The sequence below is a fragment of the Nitrospira sp. CMX1 genome, assembly GCF_054902215.1.
In genome coordinates this window covers 56,617-77,922 of record NZ_JBUBKD010000040.1, presented here as the reverse complement: position 1 = coordinate 77,922, position 21,306 = coordinate 56,617, and the positions used below count along the sequence as shown (strand labels likewise).

At 56.8% G+C, this 21,306-nt stretch carries 20 protein-coding genes; 18 read left to right on the top strand and 2 right to left on the bottom strand.

Annotated features, from left to right (window positions below):
• Positions 1 to 57: 57 nt before the first annotated feature.
• On the bottom strand, positions 58 to 1,773 hold the full coding sequence (locus ACYX34_RS10065; protein WP_462076427.1) for a long-chain-fatty-acid--CoA ligase: 1,716 nt from the start codon (positions 1,771 to 1,773) through the stop codon (positions 58 to 60).
• A 56-nt stretch (positions 1,774 to 1,829) separates the two neighbouring features.
• Positions 1,830 to 2,573, bottom strand: a complete 744-nt coding sequence (locus ACYX34_RS10060; RefSeq protein WP_462076426.1) for a TenA family transcriptional regulator — start codon at positions 2,571 to 2,573, stop codon at positions 1,830 to 1,832.
• Positions 2,574 to 2,800: 227 nt separating this feature from the next.
• On the opposite strand from ACYX34_RS10060, the gene ACYX34_RS10055 reads away from it, so the two are divergent.
• The 18 genes from ACYX34_RS10055 (at position 2,801) to ACYX34_RS09970 (ending at position 21,293) form a co-directional block, all read left to right on the top strand.
• A complete protein-coding gene (locus ACYX34_RS10055) occupies positions 2,801 to 3,394 on the top strand; it encodes a VOC family protein (protein ID WP_462076425.1) in 594 nt (197 codons plus the stop codon).
• A 32-nt stretch (positions 3,395 to 3,426) separates the two neighbouring features.
• The gene (locus tag ACYX34_RS10050; protein ID WP_462076424.1) at positions 3,427 to 4,533 is read left to right on the top strand and encodes a homogentisate 1,2-dioxygenase; all 1,107 of its coding nucleotides are present in this window, start codon (positions 3,427 to 3,429) and stop codon (positions 4,531 to 4,533) included.
• A complete protein-coding gene (locus ACYX34_RS10045) occupies positions 4,530 to 5,522 on the top strand; it encodes a fumarylacetoacetate hydrolase family protein (RefSeq protein ID WP_462076423.1) in 993 nt (330 codons plus the stop codon). Before ACYX34_RS10050 ends, ACYX34_RS10045 begins: the two co-directional genes overlap by 4 nt.
• Before the next feature lie 2 nt (positions 5,523 to 5,524).
• On the top strand, positions 5,525 to 6,277 hold the full coding sequence (locus ACYX34_RS10040) for a hypothetical protein (protein ID WP_462076422.1): 753 nt from the start codon (positions 5,525 to 5,527) through the stop codon (positions 6,275 to 6,277).
• Between the two features lie 21 nt (positions 6,278 to 6,298).
• Complete coding sequence (locus ACYX34_RS10035) at positions 6,299 to 7,297, top strand: thiamine pyrophosphate-dependent dehydrogenase E1 component subunit alpha (protein WP_462076421.1); 999 nt, start codon at positions 6,299 to 6,301, stop codon at positions 7,295 to 7,297.
• A 33-nt stretch (positions 7,298 to 7,330) separates the two neighbouring features.
• Entirely contained in the window at positions 7,331 to 8,326 is a 996-nt protein-coding gene (locus tag ACYX34_RS10030) for an alpha-ketoacid dehydrogenase subunit beta (protein ID WP_462076420.1), read from the top strand.
• Between the two features lie 60 nt (positions 8,327 to 8,386).
• On the top strand, positions 8,387 to 9,553 hold the full coding sequence (locus ACYX34_RS10025) for a dihydrolipoamide acetyltransferase family protein (RefSeq protein ID WP_462076419.1): 1,167 nt from the start codon (positions 8,387 to 8,389) through the stop codon (positions 9,551 to 9,553).
• Positions 9,554 to 9,600: 47 nt separating this feature from the next.
• Positions 9,601 to 10,788, top strand: a complete 1,188-nt coding sequence (locus tag ACYX34_RS10020) for a thiolase family protein (protein ID WP_462076418.1) — start codon at positions 9,601 to 9,603, stop codon at positions 10,786 to 10,788.
• Positions 10,785 to 11,696 (top strand): 3-hydroxyacyl-CoA dehydrogenase family protein, encoded by a 912-nt coding sequence (locus ACYX34_RS10015; protein WP_462076417.1) that lies wholly within the window; start codon positions 10,785 to 10,787, stop codon positions 11,694 to 11,696. Before ACYX34_RS10020 ends, ACYX34_RS10015 begins: the two co-directional genes overlap by 4 nt.
• Before the next feature lie 40 nt (positions 11,697 to 11,736).
• Positions 11,737 to 13,332: an acyl-CoA mutase large subunit family protein gene (locus ACYX34_RS10010; protein WP_462076416.1), complete on the top strand. Its 1,596-nt coding sequence runs from the start codon at positions 11,737 to 11,739 to the stop codon at positions 13,330 to 13,332.
• A 246-nt stretch (positions 13,333 to 13,578) separates the two neighbouring features.
• Positions 13,579 to 14,424 (top strand): MBL fold metallo-hydrolase, encoded by an 846-nt coding sequence (locus ACYX34_RS10005; protein WP_462076415.1) that lies wholly within the window; start codon positions 13,579 to 13,581, stop codon positions 14,422 to 14,424.
• Positions 14,415 to 14,822, top strand: coding sequence for a cobalamin B12-binding domain-containing protein (locus tag ACYX34_RS10000; protein WP_462076414.1), 408 nt, complete (start codon positions 14,415 to 14,417; stop codon positions 14,820 to 14,822). Before ACYX34_RS10005 ends, ACYX34_RS10000 begins: the two co-directional genes overlap by 10 nt.
• Positions 14,823 to 14,827: 5 nt before the next feature.
• Positions 14,828 to 16,432: a carboxyl transferase domain-containing protein gene (locus ACYX34_RS09995; RefSeq protein ID WP_462076413.1), complete on the top strand. Its 1,605-nt coding sequence runs from the start codon at positions 14,828 to 14,830 to the stop codon at positions 16,430 to 16,432.
• Between the two features lie 7 nt (positions 16,433 to 16,439).
• Entirely contained in the window at positions 16,440 to 17,282 is an 843-nt protein-coding gene (locus tag ACYX34_RS09990; protein ID WP_462076412.1) for an enoyl-CoA hydratase-related protein, read from the top strand.
• Entirely contained in the window at positions 17,260 to 18,204 is a 945-nt protein-coding gene (locus ACYX34_RS09985) for a hydroxymethylglutaryl-CoA lyase (protein ID WP_462076411.1), read from the top strand. The genes ACYX34_RS09990 and ACYX34_RS09985 overlap by 23 nt, the downstream gene beginning before the upstream one ends.
• On the top strand, positions 18,201 to 19,001 hold the full coding sequence (gene meaB / locus ACYX34_RS09980; RefSeq protein WP_462076410.1) for a methylmalonyl Co-A mutase-associated GTPase MeaB: 801 nt from the start codon (positions 18,201 to 18,203) through the stop codon (positions 18,999 to 19,001). Before ACYX34_RS09985 ends, meaB begins: the two co-directional genes overlap by 4 nt.
• Positions 19,002 to 19,019: 18 nt before the next feature.
• On the top strand, positions 19,020 to 19,799 hold the full coding sequence (locus ACYX34_RS09975) for an enoyl-CoA hydratase-related protein (protein ID WP_462076409.1): 780 nt from the start codon (positions 19,020 to 19,022) through the stop codon (positions 19,797 to 19,799).
• Between the two features lie 60 nt (positions 19,800 to 19,859).
• Positions 19,860 to 21,293 (top strand): MmgE/PrpD family protein, encoded by a 1,434-nt coding sequence (locus tag ACYX34_RS09970; protein WP_462076408.1) that lies wholly within the window; start codon positions 19,860 to 19,862, stop codon positions 21,291 to 21,293.
• Positions 21,294 to 21,306: the final 13 nt, after the last annotated feature.

Genomic DNA, 21,306 nt, shown 5'->3' with positions numbered 1-21,306 from the left:
CTGTTGAAGAGGAAATGGAGGCCGGCTACGATCATGAGATCTTTCATAGACCGCCCCTCACACTGCGTGATTCCCAACTGTTTCGGCGCTATGCGAGCGAACTGCCTCGTCGCGCATTGTCCGGCGCAGGACTTTACCGATGATCGTCCGTGGCAACTCCTGCCGAAATTCGACAGCTGATGGAATCTTGTACCGCGCCAGCCGGCCGGCGCAGTGCCGGATCAATTCTTCTTCAGTGACGAACGATCGAGGTTTCTTCACGATGTATGCCTTCACAATTTCTCCATAGAGATGATCTTCGATTCCGACCACGGCTGCCTCGGAGACGGCCTGGTGTTGGAGCAGTACCTCTTCAACCTCTCGTGGGTAGACGGTCTCCCCTCGGGATTTAATGATGTCTTTCTTCCGATCCACGAAGAAGAAGTAGCCTTCGCCGTTTCTACGCACGAGGTCGCCGGTGAACAGCCAGCCGTCTCGCAAGACCGCCCGTGTTTCCTCTTCCTTGTTCCAGTATCCGCGCATGACCTGAGGACCTTTCACGATCAATTCACCTGCTTCACCGTCGGGAACGTCATGAAGTCCTGTGTCGGCGTCGACCACACGCGCTTCAGTATCTGGGAAAGGGAGGCCCATTGTTTCTGGTGGGTGTGTTCCCTCTAGAGGATTGCAATGTGTGGTTGGTCCTGCCTCACTCAGTCCATAGCCTTCCGCGATTCTCACACCGGTCGTCCGCTCAAACCGCTCCTGCACCTCCGCCGGCAGCGAGCTTGCGCCGCTCAGGCAGACTCGCAGGGAACGGAGATTGTAGCGTTCGACATGCGGGAATTCCGTGATCTTCGCGAACATCATCGGCACTCCCGAAAAGACGGTGACGCGATGTGTGTGGATCGTTTTCACCACCTCGTCGGGATGAAAACGGGGAAGGAGGATGATCGGACAACCTGTCGCGATGGCCAAGTTTTGACAGGTGCTCTGGCCGTAGCAGTGGAAAAAAGGGATCGCTCCCAGGAAGAGTTCTCGGCCGTCTTGAAAATGCGGGTCCCAGGCGCGTCCTTGAAGCGTGTTCACGACCACGTTCCGGTGGGTGAGCATCACGCCTTTCGGTATTCCGGTGGTCCCGCCTGTGTATTGGAGTTGGGCGACGTCATCCGGCTGGACTCTCGGTAAATCGAAAGCCTGATCCCCTTTCGTTTCGGGAGTTGAGTTGATCAGCTCGAGGAGGTTGTAGATTGATGGTCCGGTCGGAGCGGAAATCCATCGCTTAGCCAGTCGAGCTTTGAGAGGATAGAGGAATTTTTTTAACGGAGGGAGGAAATCTCGAATACTGGTAATGACGATGCGCTTGGGGAGAGACGTTGCGGTCTGGACCGCCTGGATGCGCGGGTAGAACAGGTCAAGCGCCACGATAGTCTCGCTTCCGGAATCCAGCACTTGTATCTGGAGCTCCCGCTCAACGTAGAGAGGATTAGTAGGAACGACAATGGCGCCGGCCTTCAGGGCGCCGAAGTATGCGATGACTGCCTGTGGGATGTTGGGGAGCATCAGTGCGACTCGATCGCCTTGTCGCACACCGAGCCGCCGCAGAGCGACTGCCAGACGCGTCGTCACATCATCGAGGTCGCGATACGAAATGCGGGTGCCGTAGAAGAGCAGCGCGGGCGAGTCCGGTGCTCGCGCTGCTGAGTGCTGGAGAAGATCCGGCACGGTCCATTCAGGGTAATTGACATTCGCGGGAACTCCGGCAGCATACTGGCTGATCCAAGGCCGTTTCATATGCTTCTCTCTGCATCCTGGCTCGAATCGATAATCAGACGCCTGCCATCCGATGGTTAGGCGACCATCGTTCGTGCTTCGTTCTGTGCCGCATGCCCGACATTGGCGGGTTGTCGATGTTCGAGCCCCATCCAAAATCCCTCCAGGTAGTCTAGTACCGCCGTCATGCCTTGCTGAAAATCTTGTGCTTGCTGTGCCGCGAGTTTCTCAAGGTCAGGGCTACTGTTCATGGCTTGCACGGCTTGTTTCATGGCTTCCTCATGGCCTTGCTCCAGTTCCCGGTGAAAGGTGAAATACGTCAAGTCCATGTGCGGGTGTCGTGTGGTTTTGAGATGCATCAGCCCGGGGATGAGATGGTCCCACATCGTGATGGCCATGTTCTCAAGACCGAACGAGGCTCCCAAGGCCTTCGCATGATTGTCGTCACCGTAGAGCCGTTCCATTCCTTCAATGTAGGCGCGGGTTGATGGAAGCATCGGGTGGGTGATGGCGTTGTGAATATCGATGCCGAGGGATCGGAGAAAATCCCGATACAGCAGTTCGTGTCGCCGCCGAGTCTCACCGTCTCCCAACTCGGAGTACAGCACTTTGGTCAGCTCGTCGGCGATCTGTTCGTCCTCCGTATTCACGAGTTGGGACACCAGAATCTTGGGGAAAAAACGAGCGAAGTTATAAAACTCACCCGCGAATTCCGCCAGCTCGGCATCGCGGAGATCTCCGGAGCGGAACCGGCTCAGGTAAGGATTGTTAATAGCCCCATGCCTTAGAACGATCTGTCTCATTTCTTGAGAGAACGTCATGGGCACCTCCTGATGGCATGGCCAATGATAATATTTTTGTATCATTATAGCAATAGATGGAGATGGTGGGCTGTAACATTTCCATGTTATTTTTAGACAACAATTATTTTATGCTTATTGGTGTAGCGTATTGAAATGTTCATGCAATGATAGTAGAGTATAGTTATTCAATAATAAAAATGAATTATATGGGGAATTGTTGCGGTGAGTCGGAATGTAGGAGCGCCATGGATCAGGTAACGGGTTTTGATCATGTCACTCTCTGTGTCGGCGATCTCGAGGCCGCGGAATTTTTGTTTGCCAAGATTCTTGGCTTCGAAGTGATCTGGTCTGCTAAGAACGTGGGGAGCGATATTTCGTCCATGGATACCGTCGTCGTGCAGCGTGGAACCGCCAAGGTCGCCCTCATGCAGGGTCGTGACAAGACTGGCAAATCCCAAATCAACGAATTTATAGAAAAGTACGGACAGGGTGTGCAGCACGTGGCCTTCGAAGTCGACAATATCGAGGAGGCCTGTCGAGAGTGGGAAGCGCATGGCGTCAAGTTTAGCGGGCCAGTGAAAGAGGGCAGAGATGGATTCGGACCGCTCAAGCAACGTTTCACCTATCCCCTCTTTCCGGGCAGTGGGCTGTTCATCGAGTTGATCCAACGTCAACATGGAGGCGAAGCGGCGAGGACGTTTGTCACAAGCACGGTGGAGTCACTGTACAAGGATATTGAACGAGACCAAATCGCCGGGGTTGACCGAACGATCGTCGATTACGAGTCGCCCTCGATACCGAGGCACAAGCAAAAGAAGTCACTGAAAAAGGCATCGTAAGCTGTCCATCCAACCCTGTTGGGGGGCCGGCCATGTATCTCAAGACAAGAGGCACCGTTCCCAACCAAGCCCATGTGGGGATTCCGGAAGGGCTATATGAGGAGGAACATGGACGGAATGGCTTTGTTGGGTCGGTGTCCCATCTCTATCGAACGCATCCCCCGACCGCGTGGATCGATATTGCCGGGAAGCTAAGACCACGGGCATTCGCCTGCACTCAGATCTCCGAAACCATACTGTCCATCACGACGCAATCGGTCCTCCTGATGCAAAGCCGGGATGTCAGCCTCTACCTTAGCTGGCAACGAGAGACGATGCCCTATTTTGTGCGCAATGCGGATGGAGACGACGTCTATTTTGTCCATCGGGGGAGAGGCAGATTCGAGACCGATTACGGTGTTCTGTCCTACGAGCCAGGCGACTACCTCGTAGTTCCCAAAGGCACCACCTACCGAACCCATGTCGATTTGGGGCCTTCCTTTTTCCTCATTGTCGAGACGCCGGTTGCCGTGGTGGTGCCGGATCGAGGAGCACTAGGGCAACATGCCCTCTTCGATAAAGGCGTGCTGCGCGCCCCTGACCTAGAGCCGGTGGAACCGGCGGAAACGGCAGGGCGAACATGGGACGTTCACATTAAGCATCGAGGCGAGTGGACGCGAGTCGTCTATCCGTTTTATCCCATGGATGTGGTCGGATGGAAAGGCGACCTGTGGGTGGCGAAGTTGAATGTGCGGGATTTTCGGCCGGTCGTCAGTCCCCGGTATCACCTGCCACCGAGTGTCCATCAGACGTTTCAAGCCGGTGGATGCCTCATTTCCACCTTTGCCCCGAGACCGCTGGAAAGTGACCCTCAGGCCTTGCGCGTGCCCTTTTACCACCGAAATACCGACTACGATGAAGTGCTCTTCTATCACGACGGAGAGTTTTTCAGCCGCTCAGGTATTCGACCGGGGATGCTCACGTTCCATCCGCAGGGTATTCACCATGGGCCACAACCCCAGGCGGTCCAAGTGGGCAAAACGAAGACGTACACGAGCGAAGTGGCGGTGATGGTCGAGTCCAAGACTCCCTTCACAGTCCAACCGGAGATGGACACAGTGGAGATCAAGGACTACGCACTGAGTTGGAGTCGTCCATGAAACTTGTGAGTTTTCAAGTCGGCACTCCTGTCGGGACGTTCACGAGGGTCGGAGCGATCCACGGTCAGCAGATCGTGGACGTGAATATGGCCTATGTGCGTTGGTTGGCAGATCAACAGGAAACACAACCACAACGCTTGGCCAATGCACAGGTTCCACCGACGATGTTGGAGTTCCTCGAAGGAGGAGCTTCCACGCTCGCGGCAGCACGCCGCGCGAAAGATTATGTGACCACACGGTCCTTATCAGTCAAAGGGCCATCCGGTGAGGCAATCGTGTATTCGTCGGCCGATGTTCAGCTCTTGGCTCCGCTGTCGAATCCGTCTTCGCTGCGAGATTTTATCGCTTTTGAAGATCACATTGCCGCAACGTCGAAGAAGCGGGGACAGCCGATACCACCGGAGTGGTACAAGGCTCCCGTGTACTACAAAGGGAACCATCGCACGATCATCGGGCCGGACGAAGTTCTCTCATGGCCGTTGGATACGACGAAGTTGGACTATGAGCTGGAACTTGCCTGCGTGATCGGACGCCAGGGGCGAGACATCAGTGAACGACGGGCGGAAGACTACATCGCCGGTTACACGATCATGAACGACTTCAGCGCACGCGATATTCAATTTCAAGAAATGGCCTGCCGGCTGGGGCCGGCGAAGGGCAAGGACTTCGCGACAGCGCTGGGTCCCTGTCTCGTCACTCCCGATGAAATTGCTGATCTGGGCACACTGACAATGATTGCGAGGGTGAATGGAGAAGAGTGGTCGCGAGGACGATTTGGGACGATCCACTGGTCGTTTGCCCAGATGATCGCCCACGTGTCGCGAGGCGAAACAATCTATCCGGGAGATATCTTGGGTTCGGGAACGGTGGGCGGTGGATGTGGGCTGGAATCGGACCGTTACTTGAAACCGGGCGATGTGGTGGAACTGGAAATCCAACCGATCGGCGTTCTTAGAACCAAGGTGATAGGTTCGACGCCAAGGGAGTGAAGATGTTTGTCGGCACGGTTGACCAGACTCTTGCGGAAGTGGTGGATCGACATCGTGCGCTTTATGAGGGGCCGGCGATCGATGTGAAGCTGAAAAGCGTTATCCGTGCTGGTTTAAACACCAATCTGACCGAGAACGATATCCTGAATATTCTCCGTACTTCCCGATCCGTCTTCTTCGATACCCATGTGGAGGTTGTGTCAGGTCACCACACGGCGACGTATTTGCGCTTCGAATCCATCGCGAATTGTCCAGACGTAATCCGGCAGTTGGCCGGAGATATGGCTGTCTGGATCGGGCAGACGTTTCAAGACCGTCCAATAGCGGGTCTCGTGGCGACCAGTTCGGCTGCGGGGCAACTTGCGGGAGCAATCGTGGCTGAGCTTCGAGATACGATGCGATTGACTATGGCGTTGACACCCTTCAGCTGCGAAACAGGGCGGATCGGGACGGACATTACTGCCGACGTCATCAAAGCCGGTGACCGCTTTGTGGCGCTCAACGATGTCACCACGCGCGGCAATTGTGTCGGCAAACTCGGTAAAGTCATCACGGACAATGGTGGTGTTGTAGCGGGGATGATGGTCTTTGCACGCCGGGATAGCGGCCAGTTTCCAATGATGAATGAGTTGACGGCACAGTATCCCTTCTACTACACGACGGATCTCGACATGCCGCAGTGGGAGCCGGCGTACTGTCCTCTGTGCAAATCACACAAGCCCTTGCTGTCTTGGAAGGACATGCCTGCGTTGTGAGCCGGTGACGTGGAGGTTGTCATGGATGTTGCAGTCATCGCCAAAGAGATCAAGCGAGAGGACTTGCTCCGGATGTACGACTACCTCCGCCTTACCAGAGCAGTGGAGGACCGCATTACGGCGCTCTACCGACAAGGCCGTATCGTCGGTGGAGTCTATACCAGCTACGGAATGGAGGCGATCGCCGTCGGGTATGCCTCCGCGTTGGAGCGCGACGATGTCATCGCGCCTTTTCACCGGGACATGGGCGCCTTCCTCATTCGAGGCTTCACTCCGGGTGAGGTGCTCGCCCAGTACCTTGGAAAGAGGGCCGGTCCGAGCAAAGGAAAGGACGGTAACGTTCATATGGGAGACCTCAGGCGAGGAGTCTTCGGATTTGTCAGTCATCTGGCGGACAATCTTCCGGTGGCTGCCGGTGCGGCGCTGGCGTTTAAGATGAGAGGGGAATCTCGCGTCGTGTTCACGGGAACCGGGGATGGAGGATCCAGCAGGGGCGATTTTCATGAAGCGATGAACTTTGCGGCGGTGCGAAGGCTCCCCGTCGTGTTTTTCTGTAACAACAACCAATACGCATACTCGACACCGCTTCGTTTACAAATGGCGATTCCGAATGTCGTGGATCGAGCGAAGGCCTATGGCATGCCCGGTGAAATTGTGGACGGCAACGATGTGGCCGAAGTCTATCTGGCGGCAAAACACGCGATTGCGAAGGCCCGCGCAGGAGAAGGGCCAAGCTTTCTCGAGTTCAAGACGATGCGGATGCACGGCCATTCCGAGCATGACCCGGCGAAATACGTTCCGCGTGAGCTACTGGAGGAGTGGAAGAAAAAAGATCCGATCCTCAAAGCTGAACAGTTGCTCAAACAGCTCGGGTATGGCGAAGAGGCGTATTTCCATGAAGTCGCCGATCGGGTGAAGAAAGAAGTCGAGGCTGGTGTGGAATTTGCCGAACAGAGCCCGTTGCCGGAAGGCCCGGAAGTGTTGGAAGGCGTATTCGCGATGAGCGCCGATAGTCATTAGTTGTTCGTTTTCGGTTTGGAAGGAGCCGCCATTATGACGACCATGGCTCAGAGTACCGAGGAAGTCAGTTACCTCGAGGCGATTTCACAAGCCTTGGACGAAGAGATGGCCCGTGATGAACGGGTGTTCCTGATGGGCGAAGATATCGGCATGTACGGAGGCGCCTTTAAGATTACGGAAGGATTTCTCCAAAAGTACGGCGAATGGCGGGTGCTCGATACGCCGCTCGCCGAGTCTGGGTTCGTCGGAGCGGCGATCGGCGCAGCCATGATGGGTTTGCGTCCGGTCGTGGAGATGCAGTTCGCGGATTTTATTTCTTGCGCATTCGATCAGATCACCGAGGTGGCGGCCAAGAATCATTACCGATGGGGAGCCGCGGTGCCTATGGTTATCCGCGCACCGTTCGGCGGCGGTGTGCATGGCGGGCCGTTCCATTCTGAATGTCCGGAAGGCTGGTTCTTCCATTCCCCGGGACTCAAGTTGGTCGCCCCGTCCACGCCGTACGACGCCAAAGGGCTCCTCAAAGCGGCGATTCGCGACCCGAACCCGGTGATCTACTTTGAGCATAAGTTTCTCTATCGGCGTATCAAATCTACTCTCCCGCAAGAGGATTTCGTCGTTCCGCTTGGTAAGGCCGATGTAAAGCGGATCGGCCATGATATCTCAGTCATCACGTACGGCGCGATGGTGCACCTCGCACTCGAAGCCGCTCAGTCACTGGCGCACGAAGGGATCGACCTTGAAGTTGTCGACTTACGCACATTGATGCCGCTGGACAAGGAAACGATTTACGCCTCCGTGCGCAAGACCAGCAAGGCCATTCTTCTGCATGAGGATAACAAGACCGGCGGTGTCGGGGCTGAGATCGCGGCATTGTTGGCGGAAGAATGCTTCGACTGCTTGGACGGACCGGTTATTCGTATTGCGCCGCCTGACACGCCGGTCCCGTTCAGCACGCCGTTGGAAGAGTTTTTTCTCCCGAAGACCAGCGACATTATTGCCGCGGCACGGAAACTGGCAACGTATTAGTTCGGCGTTAGGGGTAAGGAGAATGTTGGCGTTTCACGCCTAACTCCTCACGAGGTTCACGTGGCTACTGACATCATCATGCCGCAGTTGGGAGAAAGCATCGCCGAGGGAACAGTCGTCAAATGGCTTGTCCCAGCCGGAGGGATGATTCAAAAAGACGAGTCGCTCCTGGAAGTCGAGACTGAAAAGGTGACGTTGGAAATTCCTTCCCCAAGCACAGGGCGATTGAATGAGATCATCGTGCATGAGGGCGAGACCGTTCCAGTCGGAACCCTGCTGGCGCGCATCGACAGTGTTCCACCTTCGGATGTGGTCAACCGGGTGGGGGGGGTGGTTGTCCGTCCTATGGAACAAGATTCTGCGGAAGATCAACATCACTCTCCGGCTGTGCGGCAGCTGGCGAAGGAGCACGGAATCGATCTTTTGCGCGTGAAAGGAACCGGGGTCGGTGGCCGGGTGACCAAAAAGGATGTGCTCGACTTTATCGCGCAGAGCGGAGTCCAGACCAAGGTTGCCACGACAGGCGGCGAGCCTTCTATTGGTGAGGAAGTTCGCCCCCTTACGCAGATGCGCAAGACCATCGCCGATCGAATGGTCAAGAGCAAACAGACGTCAGCCCATGTCGCCACCTTCTTCGAGGCTGACTTCTCATACATCGAAAAATTCCGAGAGGCCCTTCGACAGGGTTCAGGGCAGGGCCATAACCTCACCTATCTTCCATTTGTCATTCGAGCCGCAACGAGAGCCCTTCGCGATATGCCGATTGTGAACTCGTCATGGGGAGAGCAAGGGATTCTGGTCAAGAAAGATATCCATGTCGGGATCGCCACGGCACTCGAAGACGGACTGTTGGTACCAGTGGTTCGAGATGCCGATCGCAAGGGACTGACACAGCTGGCGAAAGAAGTCGTGGACATGGCCGAGCGGGCCAGGTCCAAAAAATTGAGTCCCGAGGAGGTGCAGAGCGGAACGTTCACGATCACGAATCATGGCGGGTTCGGCAGCTTGTTCAGCACACCCATCATCCATCAGCCGCAGATTGCGATTCTGGGTATCGGTGCAATTCAGAAACGAGCCGTCATCATAGACGATGCGATTGCCATTCGACCGATGGGCTACCTCAGCCTGTCGTTCGACCACCGAGTGATCGATGGGGCGACGGCGGATCAATTTATGGCGAAAGTGAAACAGTATCTCGAACAAAGCCATTGGGAGCAGATTTTGTGAGTAAGAACGTGTGAGGGGTAAGGCATGAGGAGCCAAGGGGAAAAGTGATGAACGAGATGAAGCGAGCTGTGATCGTCAGCGCCGTGCGGACGCCGATGGGCAGTTTCAACGGCATGTTCAGCCAGGTGCCGGCGACAAAATTGGGCAGTCTTGCCATCGCCGACGCGTTGAAGCGGGTTCACCTGCCGCCGGACCATGTAGACCATGTCTACATGGGTTGCGTCCTCAGCGCCGGCCTGGGACAAGCGCCGGCACGACAGGCATCGATCGGAGCCGGAATCCCCCATTCGATCGGTGCCACGACGGTGAACAAAGTCTGCGGCTCCAGCATCCAGACGGTCATCATGGCATCACAAGCCGTTGCGCTGGGAGAAGCGAACATCGTCGTGGCAGGCGGGATGGAAAACATGACCCGCTCGCCGTATTTGCTTGAGAAAGCGCGACAGGGCTATCGCTTGGGACATGCAGAATTAGTCGACAGTCTCGTCAAAGACGGGCTGTGGGACGTCTACAATAATTTCCATATGGGCAATGCGGGTGAGCGGTGCGCCGCCAAGTTCCGGTTGACAAGAAACGAACTGGATGACTTCGCCCTTGAGAGCTATCGACGCGCGCGTGAGGCGATAGCGAGTGGAATCTTTAAACAGGAAATAGTGCCTGTCGAGGTGTCGCAACGCAAAGGTCCGGCAGTGGCGGTTGCGGAGGACGAGGAACCGACTCGAGTCGATCTCAGCAGGATGCGTGAGCTGAAACCAGTATTCCAGGACGACGGTGTTCTGACGGTGGGCAATTCTCCTTCCTGTAATGACGGCGCGGCGGCGTTGGTTGTTATGGCGGAAGAAGAAGCGGCACGCCGTGGATGTGCACCGATGGCGCGTATCGTCGGCTACGCCGGAGCCGCGCTGGCCCCGGAATGGTTTACGATCGCGCCGATCGAGGCGATCAAACGGGTGCTCAAGAAAACAGGTCTCACGATCGGAGACATTGATTTATTTGAAATCAACGAAGCGTTTTCGGCCGTGTCTCTCGCGATCAACCGAGAATTGGGACTCGATGTGAAGAAGGTCAACGTGAACGGTGGAGCTGTTGCGCTCGGCCATCCGATCGGGGCAACCGGCGCGCGCATCCTTACAACCCTGATCCATGCCATGGCGGCATGTGGAGTGAGGCGAGGCTTAGCAAGCCTTTGCATCGGAGGAGGGGAAGCATTGGCGATGATCGTAGAAAGGCCATGAAGACGGCTATGAAGCTCGAGGATATCAAGAAGATCGGGATTTTGGGTGCAGGCCAGATGGGCAGCGGCATCAGCCAGGTGTGCGCGACCGCCGGCTACGAAGTCCTCCTCGTGGACGTCGCCGAGCCGCCGTTAACGCAGGCCGTTTCCAAGATCCGTGTTGGATTGGAGCGTGCAGTTGCACGAGGCAGTCTTACTGATGATCAAGCGGGAGAGGTCTTGGCGCTCATCCACCCATTGGGGGAGCTCGACCGCTTGCGCGACGTGGAGGTGGTCATCGAAGCGGTTTCTGAAAGTCTTGCGTTGAAGCAGAAACTCTTTGCACAATTGAACCGAATCTGTCCGCCGCAAGCAGTGCTCGCGAGCAACACCTCATCCATTTCAATCACGAAGTTGGGAGCTTCCTCAGGCCGGCCGGACCGCGTCATCGGCTTTCATTTCATGAATCCTGCGCCCGTGATGAAGCTGGTGGAAGTCGTGCGGGGTTTGGAAACATCGGAACGAACGATGCAGCTCGCGCTCGACTTGGCGAAGCGTTTGGGAAAAACACCGGCCGTGGCCAAAGATGTGCCTGGATTCATCGTGAACCGAGTCCTAATTCCCATGATCAACGAAGCTGTGTTCGCATTGGAGGAAGGCGTCGCCTCCGCTGAGGATATTGATTTGGCAATGGCGACGGGTGCCAATCATCCCGTGGGACCATTGGCGCTTGCCGACCGCATCGGTTTGGATACGGTGCTGGCCATCTGCGATGTTTTGCATCAAGACTTGGGGGATCCAAAGTTTCGCGCGTGCCCCTTACTCCGCCGATATGTCGAAGCGGGGTGGCTGGGGCGAAAGAGCGGCCGTGGATTCTACGTCTACGAAGGGAGGAACGAACGGCAGGAAGCGATGAGCAGTCAGTCCTGATCTTGGTTCCTGGTTCTTCACCATGATGTGGAGGAGATCGATGCAAGAGCGCAAACCCCGATTCGCATCTCTCTCGGGACTCGACATGAATCGCGTGTACACGCACGACGATCTGAAGGACTGGTCATCGGAAGACGAGCTCGGCGCACCAGGTGAATTCCCCTATACCCGTGGCGTTTACCCGACCATGTATCGTGGGCGGCTCTGGACGATGCGGCAATTCGCCGGGTTCGGATCGGCGGATGACACCAACCGCCGCTTTAAATATCTCCTCCAACATGGACAGAACGGACTGAGTGTCGCGTTCGATATGCCGACCCTCATGGGTATCGACGCGGATGATCCTCGCGCGCATGGAGAGATCGGTCACTGCGGCGTCGCCATCTCGTCGCTTGATGATATGGAGCGACTCTTCGATGGTATTCCGCTCGATCAGGTCACTACGTCGATGACGATCAACGGCCCGGCCGCCGTGATCTTCGCGATGTATCTCGCGGTCGCAGAGAAGCGAGGCATCCGTCTTGAGCTGCTGGACGGCACGTTGCAGAACGATATTCTCAAAGAATACATCGCGCAGAAAGAGTGGCTCTTCCCGCCGGAACCGTCGCTCCGCCTGATCACCGACACCATCGCCTATTGTTCCGAACATGTGCCCAAATGGCACCCGGTCAGTATCAGCGGGTATCACATCAGGGAAGCCGGATCCACCGCCGTGCAGGAACTGGCCTTTACCATCTATGACGGCCTGACCTACGTGGAGGCGGTGGTGAAAGCCGGTCTCCCCGTGGACCGGTTCGCCCCGCAGCTTTCGTTCTTTTTCAATGCCTACAGCGACTTCTTCGAAGAGATTGCGAAGTTCCGCGCAGCCCGTCGACTGTGGGCCCGCGAAATGACCAGACGGTATCGGCCGACCGATCCGCGTTCGGTGCAGCTCCGCTGCCATGCGCAAACCGCCGGCTGTTCTCTGACGGCACAACAGCCGATGAACAACGTGGTTCGGACAACGATTCAGGCACTCGCGGCTGTCTTGGGCGGCACGCAGTCCCTCCATACCAACTCGATGGACGAAACGTTGGCGCTGCCGACCGAGGGAGCGGTGAAACTGGCGCTGCGTACGCAACAGATCATCGCCCAAGAGAGTGGAGTCACCAACAGCGTCGATCCTCTCGGCGGCTCCTATTATGTCGAAGCCCTCACGAATCGCCTCGAAGAGGAGGCGGTGGATTACTTTCGTCGGTTGGATGAGATGGGCGGGATGGTCAGGGCGATCGAGCGGGGATTCCCGCAGCGTGAAATTCTCGACGCCTCGCAACGGTACCAACGTGAGTTGGAACGGAACGAGCGGATCGTCGTCGGCGTCAACGAGTACGTGGAATCGGAGGAACGTCCGATCTCTATTCTCAAGATAGGACAGGAAGTCGAATACGAACAGGTGGGACGTCTTTCGGACCTGCGTAAATGTCGCGATTCATTCAAGATGGCCGGTGCCGTCGAGGAACTACAAGAAGCGGCTTCGTGTGGCGAAAACGTCATGCCCTATCTCATCGATGCGGTGAAAGCCAGGGCGACGCTAGGCGAAATCTGCGCAGCCTTGAAAGAAGTGTTCGGAACGTATCGGGAGCAGGTGGTGTTGTGACGGCAGCGATGACCAGGATGCCTCTTGTGCTCGTGCGACGCGCGCACAAGGCTGATCAGATTGTGATCACAGCGGGCGGCGCTCGTCGCATGCGCGCAGTGGGAGGCATCCTGATCGTCACTGCGGGAGGGGGGATGGAAAGGAGAGGCGCCACCGTTTGCTACTGAATCAGGTTCGACGCAATGGCGCCCCGCTCGGTGCCTGTATCCCCTTCCACCCGAGGCCCAGAGGTAGAGAGGGAGGATCATGAAGCTCGGAGCGTTTGAAATTTATCCGGTGAGTGACGGCCGGTTTCGGCTCGATGGCGGAGCGATGTTTGGAGTGGTGCCAAAGGTCCTGTGGGAGAAGTGCTGTCCCGCCGATGAGTTCAACCGGATCTCGCTCAGCCTCACTGCTCTGTTGATCCGCGCGAACGGCAAAAACATTCTGGTGGATACGGGATTGGGCTTCAAGGAAGACGGCAAGTTTCAACGCATGTTCGCCGTTGAGCGGATGCCGACGTTGCTGGAGTCTTTGAAACGTCTAGGCCTCGGTCGAGACGATATTCACATGGTCATCAACACACACCTGCATTTTGACCACGCCGGCGGGAACACGATGCAAGAGAACGGGTCCGTCGTACCCACCTTTCCCAACGCCAAATATTTCATTCAGCATGGCGAGTTTGAAGATGCGGCTCGCGCCAATGAACGGACGAAAGCCAGCTACCGACAGGATAACTTTACACCGATCGATCAGAGCAATCAGTGGGAATTCTTGAAGGGAGATACTGAATTGCTGCCAGGCATCACCGTCGTGGTGACCGCCGGCCACACGCGCTGTCATCAGGCGGTCAAGATCGAGTCGGAAGGGCAGGTGGCTTTCTTCCTTGGCGACCTGATTCCGACGGTGTCGCATCTGCCGCTTCCCTACATCATGGGCTACGACCTGTTTCCCATCCAGACCCTGGAGACGAAGCGATGGGTGTTGGACCGGGCGTTCGAAGAGCGATGGCTGTTGCTCTTTGAGCACGATCCGGTGGTTCAGGCAGGATATGTACGGAGGGATCAAGAAGGTAAATATTTTCTTCGGGAGGTGTCGACATGCCAGTAGCGAGTACCCCTTTTCGTATCCTGATCGGTAAAGTCGGCCTCGACGGTCATGACCGGGGTGTGAAGCTCATCGCGCGCGCATTGCGTGACGCCGGGATGGAAGTGATCTACACCGGTCTCCACCAGACGCCGGAACAGGTCGTCAGTACGGCGATCCAAGAGGATGTGGACGCGATCGGTTTGAGCATCCTTTCAGGAGCGCACAAGACGCTGTTCCGACGCGTCCTCGAACTCCTTAAAGAACAGGATTCAGAAGACATCGCCTTGTTCGGCGGCGGAATCATTCCCGATGAAGATGTTGCGACGCTCACCGCGGACGGTGTGAAGGCGCTGTTTAGGCCAGGAGCGCCCATGGATGAGATCGTGACGTTCGTGAAAGGGCTCAAACCACAGGGCTGAACACCATGCGTACGTTGACGACTTCGATGATAACGACGTCCAGCGAATTCGCGTCGAATCGTGTGCACTATGAGGGGCTAGTGGCCGACCTGCAGAAACATCTCGCTCTTGTTCGAGCCGGAGGGCCACCAGAAGCAACTGTGCTTCATCGACAACGAGGCAAACTGACCGCTCGTGAGCGGATCGCGAAACTGCTCGATCCGGACAGGCCTTGGCTCGAACTGAGTCCCCTGGCTGCGGCCGGCATGTATGACGACCAGATTTCGACTGCCGGTTTGATCACCGTCGTCGGCTACGTGTCGGGACGGCCCTGCGTGCTCGCCGCCAATGACGCGACAGTCAAAGGCGGAACCTATTTCCCCATGACGATTAAGAAACATCTGCGAGCCCAGGAGATCGCCCTGGAAAATCGGCTGCCCGCGATCTACCTTGTGGATTCCGGGGGAGTATTCCTGCCGATGCAAGCCGATGTCTTTGCCGACAAGGAGCACTTCGGGCGGATCTTTTATAACCAGGCGCGCATGTCCGCTCTCGGTATTCCTCAAATTGCCGTCGTCATGGGGATGTGTACCGCGGGCGGTGCGTACATGCCGGCCATGTGCGATGAGAACGTGATCGTGAAAGGGACCGGCACCATTTATCTGGCTGGGCCGCCGCTGGTCAAAGCGGCAACCGGCGAGGAGGTCATAGCCGAAGAGCTCGGTGGCGCCGATCTCCATACCAGGCTCTCCGGCGTGAGCGATCATCTAGCGGAAAGCGACGATGAAGCCCTTGAGATCTGTCGATCGATCGTCGACACACTGCCTCGACGACCGACCCTTCGCAAGCCGGCTACAGTTGAGGAGCCGTGCTACCCGGCCGGCGAATTGTATGGACTCATTCCGAGCAATCCGCGTCAGACCTTCGAAGCCCGTGAAGTCATTGCTCGCTTAGTGGACGGCAGCCGCTTTCACGAGTTCAAGGCTCGATACGGTCGGACGCTCACATGCGGTTTCGTCCGTTGGATGGGGCATCAGGTCGGCATCATCGCGAACAACGGCGTGCTCTTCTCCGAAGCCGCCTTGAAAGGCGCGCACTTCGTCCAGCTCTGCGCCCAACGGCGTCTGCCGCTCGTGTTTTTCCAAAACATCACCGGTTTCATGGTCGGGAAGGACTATGAGGCGCGGGGGATCATCAAGGACGGCGCGAAGATGGTGCAAGCGGTGGCGACCGCCGATGTGCCGAAGATCACCATTATTATCGGCGCCTCTCATGGTGCCGGCAATTATGCCATGTGCGGGCGAGCCTATGGTCCGCGGTTTCTCTTTCTCTGGCCCAATGCGCGAACCTCGGTCATGGGGGCTCAACAGGCGGCGCAGGTGCTCTTGACCGTAAAACAGCAACAGCGAGAGCGCGACAAAGCTGCTCTCTCGGAAGATGAGCAGCGAAAGATCACGGACTCCACGCGGGCACAGTACGAGCGGGAGGGAAGTCCCTATTTCAGCACGGCTCGGCTCTGGGATGACGGGATTATCGATCCGATGGAGACAAGGAACATTCTCGGTCTGTGTCTTGATGTGGCCATGACGACACCGGTTCGCTCGTCGCATCCGCCTGTCTTTCGCATGTGAGGTGCCTATGAAGGATTCTACGTTGATCCTCGTTGAGTCCAACAAAAACAGCGCACGCGTGATCTTGAATCGACCTGATCGGCGGAACGCATTCGACGCCCGCATGGTGAAAGAACTGTGCGACGTCTTCACCTTGTTGAGCCAGGACTCCTCGCTTCGCGCAATTACGTTAGCCGGCAACGGCGCTGTGTTTTGCGCAGGTGCAGACATCAATTGGTTGGCATCGGAGAGTGCGGTGTCTGCCGCTCAAGCGCGTGAGGATGCTGAACAGCTCGCGAGGATGTTCCGTACCATTGATGAATGTCCTTGTCCGGTGATCGGGCAAATTCAGGGTCCGGCCTTCGGAGGCGGGGTTGGCTTGGTTGCAGCCTGCGACATCGCTGTCGCGGCCAAGGACGCGACCTTCGCTCTCAGTGAGGTGCGGTTAGGAATGGTGGCGGGAGTGATTGCTCCTCTTCTGCTTCGGAAGACCGGCGATTCTTTTCTGCGAAGGTTCTGCCTGACCGGCGAGGTATTTTCCGCCGCTGCTGCGAAACAATACAACCTTGTTCATGACGTCGTTGAGAAGGATCAGCTCGGTTCCCGCGTCGTTGAGTTAGTTCATGCAGTTTCAAATCTCGCGCCGCAAGCAGTGCGGGACACTAAAGCCCTGATTCGCGCAGTTCCCGACGATGGGCGATGGAATGCCGGTATTGAAGCCAATGCCTATGCCCGTCTTTCGGTGGAGGCACAAGAAGGATTTCGGGCTTTTCTTGAAAGGCGCTCTCCGGTCTGGACAACTGGATCAGGGAGTCAGGGCAAGAAATCCTCAATAAAAGGGCCGTACGATGTCGCTGAGCGAAAGGCATAGCACAGTTTTACGGCCCATCCGCATCATTGAAGTCGGTCCGCGGGACGGACTGCAGAATGAATCGGATATCGTCTCAACAGAGGCCAAGGTGTCATTTGTGGATGGTCTGTCAGAAACCGGTGTCACAGAGATCGAAGCCGGATCCTTCGTATCACCTCGAGCGATCCCGCAATTGGCGGATTCCGACGAGGTGTTTCGGAAAATCAACCGCAAACTCGGTGTCGTCTATTCGGCATTGGTGCCAAACGAACGAGGATTGGAGCGAGCGAGAGCCGCGGCGGTGAATAAGATCGCGGTCTTTACGGCGGCCTCCGACATGTTCACCCGACGGAACATCAACTGTACGGTGAGCGAGTCGATCGAACGGTTCAGGCCGGTGGTGTTCAGCGCAAAACGGGATGGCATGATGGTGCGCGGATACATTTCCACGGTGACCCATTGCCCCTTCGAGGGAACTGTTCAGCCGTCTCAGGTTCTGGACGTGATACGGATGGTGCTCGATCTGGGAGTCGATGAGATTTCGCTTGGGGACACTGTCGGAAAGGCGTCCCCCCGTGACATCCGGAAACTCTTGGATGAAATAGTGCCGCGCATTGACCGAAGCTGCCTCTCGCTTCACGTTCATGACACCTGCGGCATGGCGGTGGCCAATGTCCTGACCGCGTGGACGGAGTACGGCATCGAGACGTTTGACACGTCCGCCGGAGGACTAGGCGGGTGTCCTTATGCGCCGGGGGCGTCGGGGAACGTTGCGACGGAAGACGTGGTCTATGCCTTGAGAGCATCCGGCGCCTTGCTGACTGTGGATGAGCGGAAGGTCGTTGCGGCGGCAAGCAAGATCGGTGAGGCTCTGAACCGCCGACTGTCCTCGCGTTTATCGCAGGTACAGATAGAACAAACCGCGTATGAGGGGGCGGCATGAGTCCTTTCGGTCCACACCCGTTCATGTGCGATATCCACGGTTTAGCGATCTTAGCTGAGCAGGTGAGGGCCGGAAACGTCCGCGCCGTATCACGCCTGATCTCTTTGTTGGAAAACCACCCGGGCGCGAGGGAAGCGTTGCGCCTGCTCAGCATCTCGCATAAGCCGGTGGTGATCGGGATTACGGGCTATCCAGGAGCCGGGAAAAGTACGCTTGTCGATCGCTTGGTAAGCTTCTATCGGCGGCAAGGTTTGAAAGTGGGGGTTCTGGCGGTCGATATCAGCAGCCCTGTCACGGGCGGTGCCCTACTGGGTGACCGTATCAGGATGCAGGAACATGCAGTGGATGACGGGGTCTATATCAGAAGCATGGCCACTCGTGGGCATCATGGAGGGCTTGCTCCAGCGACCGGCGACGCGATGCTGGTACTGGAAGCAGCCGGATATGAGGTGATCCTGATTGAGACCATCGGGGTCGGCCAGGATGAAATCGACATCGTCGATGTCGCGCATACCGTTGTGGCGGTGGTGGCACCGGGCCTTGGGGACGAAGTTCAAGCTATGAAGGCCGGACTCTTGGAAGTTGCGCATATCGTCGTCGTCAACAAAGGAGACCTTCCTGGCTCGGATCACACCTTACAGGATTTGCTGGAATGGTGTCCGAATGTGTTGCGCGCGGTCGCGACGACAGGCGAGGGGATTGCGGAGCTTGCTGCCGCGATCACGGAGCATCAACAAGCCGGCGATGTTCGTCACGTCGAGAAAGCTTGGAATCGCTCACACTCGACTCAAGCTTAGCTTGGTTTGGGAGGATGTATGCCGCATCAATTATTGACGATCTCTCACCATGTCGCGCGGATCACGCTCCATAATCCACCGGCCAACGTACTGAATCTTTCCGTGATCAAGGAGCTCAACCTGGTCTTGAATAAGTTGGAGGAAGACGAGTATGTCCGAGTGGTGATGGTGACCGGTACGGGACGATTTTTCTGCGCGGGCGCCGACATCAATGAACTGGCTCATCTTCATACGGAGCGCGGCGGGTCGGAGTTCGCGTCTCGCGGACAGGCGCTTTTCAACCGCATTGAGCGGTCGGATAAACCGGTTCTTGCCGCGATCAACGGAACCTGTGTCGGTGGTGGTCTCGAACTCGCTCTGGCCTGCCATATTCGTGTAGCGGCCGCAGGTGCACTGTTGGGGTTGCCGGAAATCAAACTCGGTCTCATTCCCGGCTTCGGAGGAACTCAGCGGTTGCCGCGAATCGTTGGGCCTTCCAAGGCGGCGGAAATGATTTTGACGGGGAAGACTGTCTCGGCGGAGGAGGCGTTGCGAATCGGTCTGCTGAGTCGAGTCGTACCGGCGCACGAGCTGATCACACAGGTTGAAACCATCGCAGCTTCAATGACCACGCAGGGGAAAACCGCGGTTGAGGCCGCACTCCATGCGATCAGGGGAGGAATCGACATCCCCCTGTCGGAAGGCCTGGCCAGGGAAGCAGAGTTATTCGGCCGGTTGTGCGTCTCTCCTGACAAGCAAGAAGCGGTGCAGGCATTTTTGGAAAAGCGACAACAGAAATTGGCCGAAACAGGAGCATGAATTCGTGAGGCGTCAAACGTGAGGGAAGAAGAGATGGCGTAGATCGAAAAGAGGCAGCCGATGCTTTCAGATCGCCTCGCTCGATATTGCCGAACGTTGCGCTACGGCGATTTGCCGGATGTTGTTGTGTACGAAGTCAAACGGCGCGTGCTCGATAGTCTCGGCTGCGCGCTCGGCGCATGGAACGCACCGCCCTGCCTGGTCGCCCGTCGAGTTGCCGAGACTGTCAAGGTGCCGCATGGTGCCACCGCGTGGGGCACGAACCATAAGACCCTTCCCGATCTCGCAACCTTCGCCAACGGCGGACTCGTTCGATATCTTGATTTCAACGACACCTATCTTTCCAAGGAACCGGCTCATCCCTCCGACAATATTCCGGCCATTGTCGCAGTCGGTGAGACCATCCATGCTTCGGGCAGGCAGGTAATTGAAGCCATCGCGCTTGCCTATGAAGTGCAGTGCCGGCTCTGCGACGCCGCAGCGCTTCGCCCTCGCGGGTGGGATCATGTGACCTACGGCCCATTTTCGTCCGCTCTCGGTGCCGCGAAGCTCCTGAAACTTTCACACAAGCAGACCGTACAGGCCATCAATCTGGCCGGCATCGCCAATGTGGCGTTGCGACAGACGCGAGTGGGTGATGTATCGCTGTGGAAAGCCTGCGCATTCTCGAATGCCGCCCGCAACGGTGTGTTTGCCGCCATGTTGGCGCAGCTCGGCATGACAGGGCCATCGCCCATCTTCGAAGGTGAAAAGGGCTTCATGAAACTCGTTTCAGGGCCACTGGAGCTGACACTATTCGCCGCAGAACGTGGACAACCTTCTCGAACGGGTACAGATCAAGGCGGGAGGGGACGGTTCCCCGAGACCCAGTCCCCTCAATTCAAGATTCTGGACACCTCTATCAAGCAGTACCCAGTCGAGTATCACGCGCAGACCGCAGTCGAGGCGACTGTGGTGCTTCGCAATGAGCTGATTGATGCCGAAGGAGCGCGTGCCATCGATCGTGTGACGGATGTTGAGATCGGGAGTTATGACGTGGCCATCGAAATTATCGGTCGCGATCCTGAAAAATGGCAGCCGGCCACGAGGGAGACGGCTGATCATAGCTTTCCCTATTGCGTTGCCGTGGCATTGCTCTACGGTCACGTGACGCTGCAGTCATTCGGCTCAAAACGGTTGCAAGATCCAGCCGTACGAGACCTGATGAAAAAGATCCGTGTCGTGCCGCAGCCCGATTTCGTAGGGCGCTACCCGAACACCATGCCGACGCGGATCACGGTCAAGACCCAAGCGGGAAAAACCTACATCAGTCAAGTCGATGTGCCGGTAGGACATCCGGGCGATCCGATGTCGGACAGGGATCTGGAAGCAAAGTTTCGCCGGTTAGCCGCCGGGAGACTGAATCGTCTCCGTATCGACCGGCTGATCGAATACGTGTGGAATCTTGATCGGGTCAAGGACATCGGTACACTCATGCCATTGTTGAAGATCTGAATTACAAGATCAG

Excerpts from the sequence above, each read along its gene's own strand:
- ACYX34_RS10065 (WP_462076427.1), bottom strand. The coding sequence starts at position 1,773 with ATGAAACGGCCTTGGATCAGCCAGTATGCTGCCGGAGTTCCCGCGAAT.
- ACYX34_RS10060 (WP_462076426.1), bottom strand. The coding sequence starts at position 2,573 with ATGACGTTCTCTCAAGAAATGAGACAGATCGTTCTAAGGCATGGGGCT.
- ACYX34_RS10055 (WP_462076425.1), top strand. The coding sequence starts at position 2,801 with ATGGATCAGGTAACGGGTTTTGATCATGTCACTCTCTGTGTCGGCGAT.
- ACYX34_RS10050 (WP_462076424.1), top strand. The coding sequence starts at position 3,427 with ATGTATCTCAAGACAAGAGGCACCGTTCCCAACCAAGCCCATGTGGGG.
- ACYX34_RS10045 (WP_462076423.1), top strand. The coding sequence starts at position 4,530 with ATGAAACTTGTGAGTTTTCAAGTCGGCACTCCTGTCGGGACGTTCACG.
- ACYX34_RS10040 (WP_462076422.1), top strand. The coding sequence starts at position 5,525 with ATGTTTGTCGGCACGGTTGACCAGACTCTTGCGGAAGTGGTGGATCGA.
- ACYX34_RS10035 (WP_462076421.1), top strand. The coding sequence starts at position 6,299 with ATGGATGTTGCAGTCATCGCCAAAGAGATCAAGCGAGAGGACTTGCTC.
- ACYX34_RS10030 (WP_462076420.1), top strand. The coding sequence starts at position 7,331 with ATGACGACCATGGCTCAGAGTACCGAGGAAGTCAGTTACCTCGAGGCG.
- ACYX34_RS10020 (WP_462076418.1), top strand. The coding sequence starts at position 9,601 with ATGAACGAGATGAAGCGAGCTGTGATCGTCAGCGCCGTGCGGACGCCG.
- ACYX34_RS10015 (WP_462076417.1), top strand. The coding sequence starts at position 10,785 with ATGAAGACGGCTATGAAGCTCGAGGATATCAAGAAGATCGGGATTTTG.
- ACYX34_RS10010 (WP_462076416.1), top strand. The coding sequence starts at position 11,737 with ATGCAAGAGCGCAAACCCCGATTCGCATCTCTCTCGGGACTCGACATG.
- ACYX34_RS10005 (WP_462076415.1), top strand. The coding sequence starts at position 13,579 with ATGAAGCTCGGAGCGTTTGAAATTTATCCGGTGAGTGACGGCCGGTTT.
- ACYX34_RS10000 (WP_462076414.1), top strand. The coding sequence starts at position 14,415 with ATGCCAGTAGCGAGTACCCCTTTTCGTATCCTGATCGGTAAAGTCGGC.
- ACYX34_RS09995 (WP_462076413.1), top strand. The coding sequence starts at position 14,828 with ATGCGTACGTTGACGACTTCGATGATAACGACGTCCAGCGAATTCGCG.
- ACYX34_RS09990 (WP_462076412.1), top strand. The coding sequence starts at position 16,440 with ATGAAGGATTCTACGTTGATCCTCGTTGAGTCCAACAAAAACAGCGCA.
- ACYX34_RS09985 (WP_462076411.1), top strand. The coding sequence starts at position 17,260 with ATGTCGCTGAGCGAAAGGCATAGCACAGTTTTACGGCCCATCCGCATC.
- meaB (WP_462076410.1), top strand. The coding sequence starts at position 18,201 with ATGAGTCCTTTCGGTCCACACCCGTTCATGTGCGATATCCACGGTTTA.
- ACYX34_RS09975 (WP_462076409.1), top strand. The coding sequence starts at position 19,020 with ATGCCGCATCAATTATTGACGATCTCTCACCATGTCGCGCGGATCACG.
- ACYX34_RS09970 (WP_462076408.1), top strand. The coding sequence starts at position 19,860 with ATGCTTTCAGATCGCCTCGCTCGATATTGCCGAACGTTGCGCTACGGC.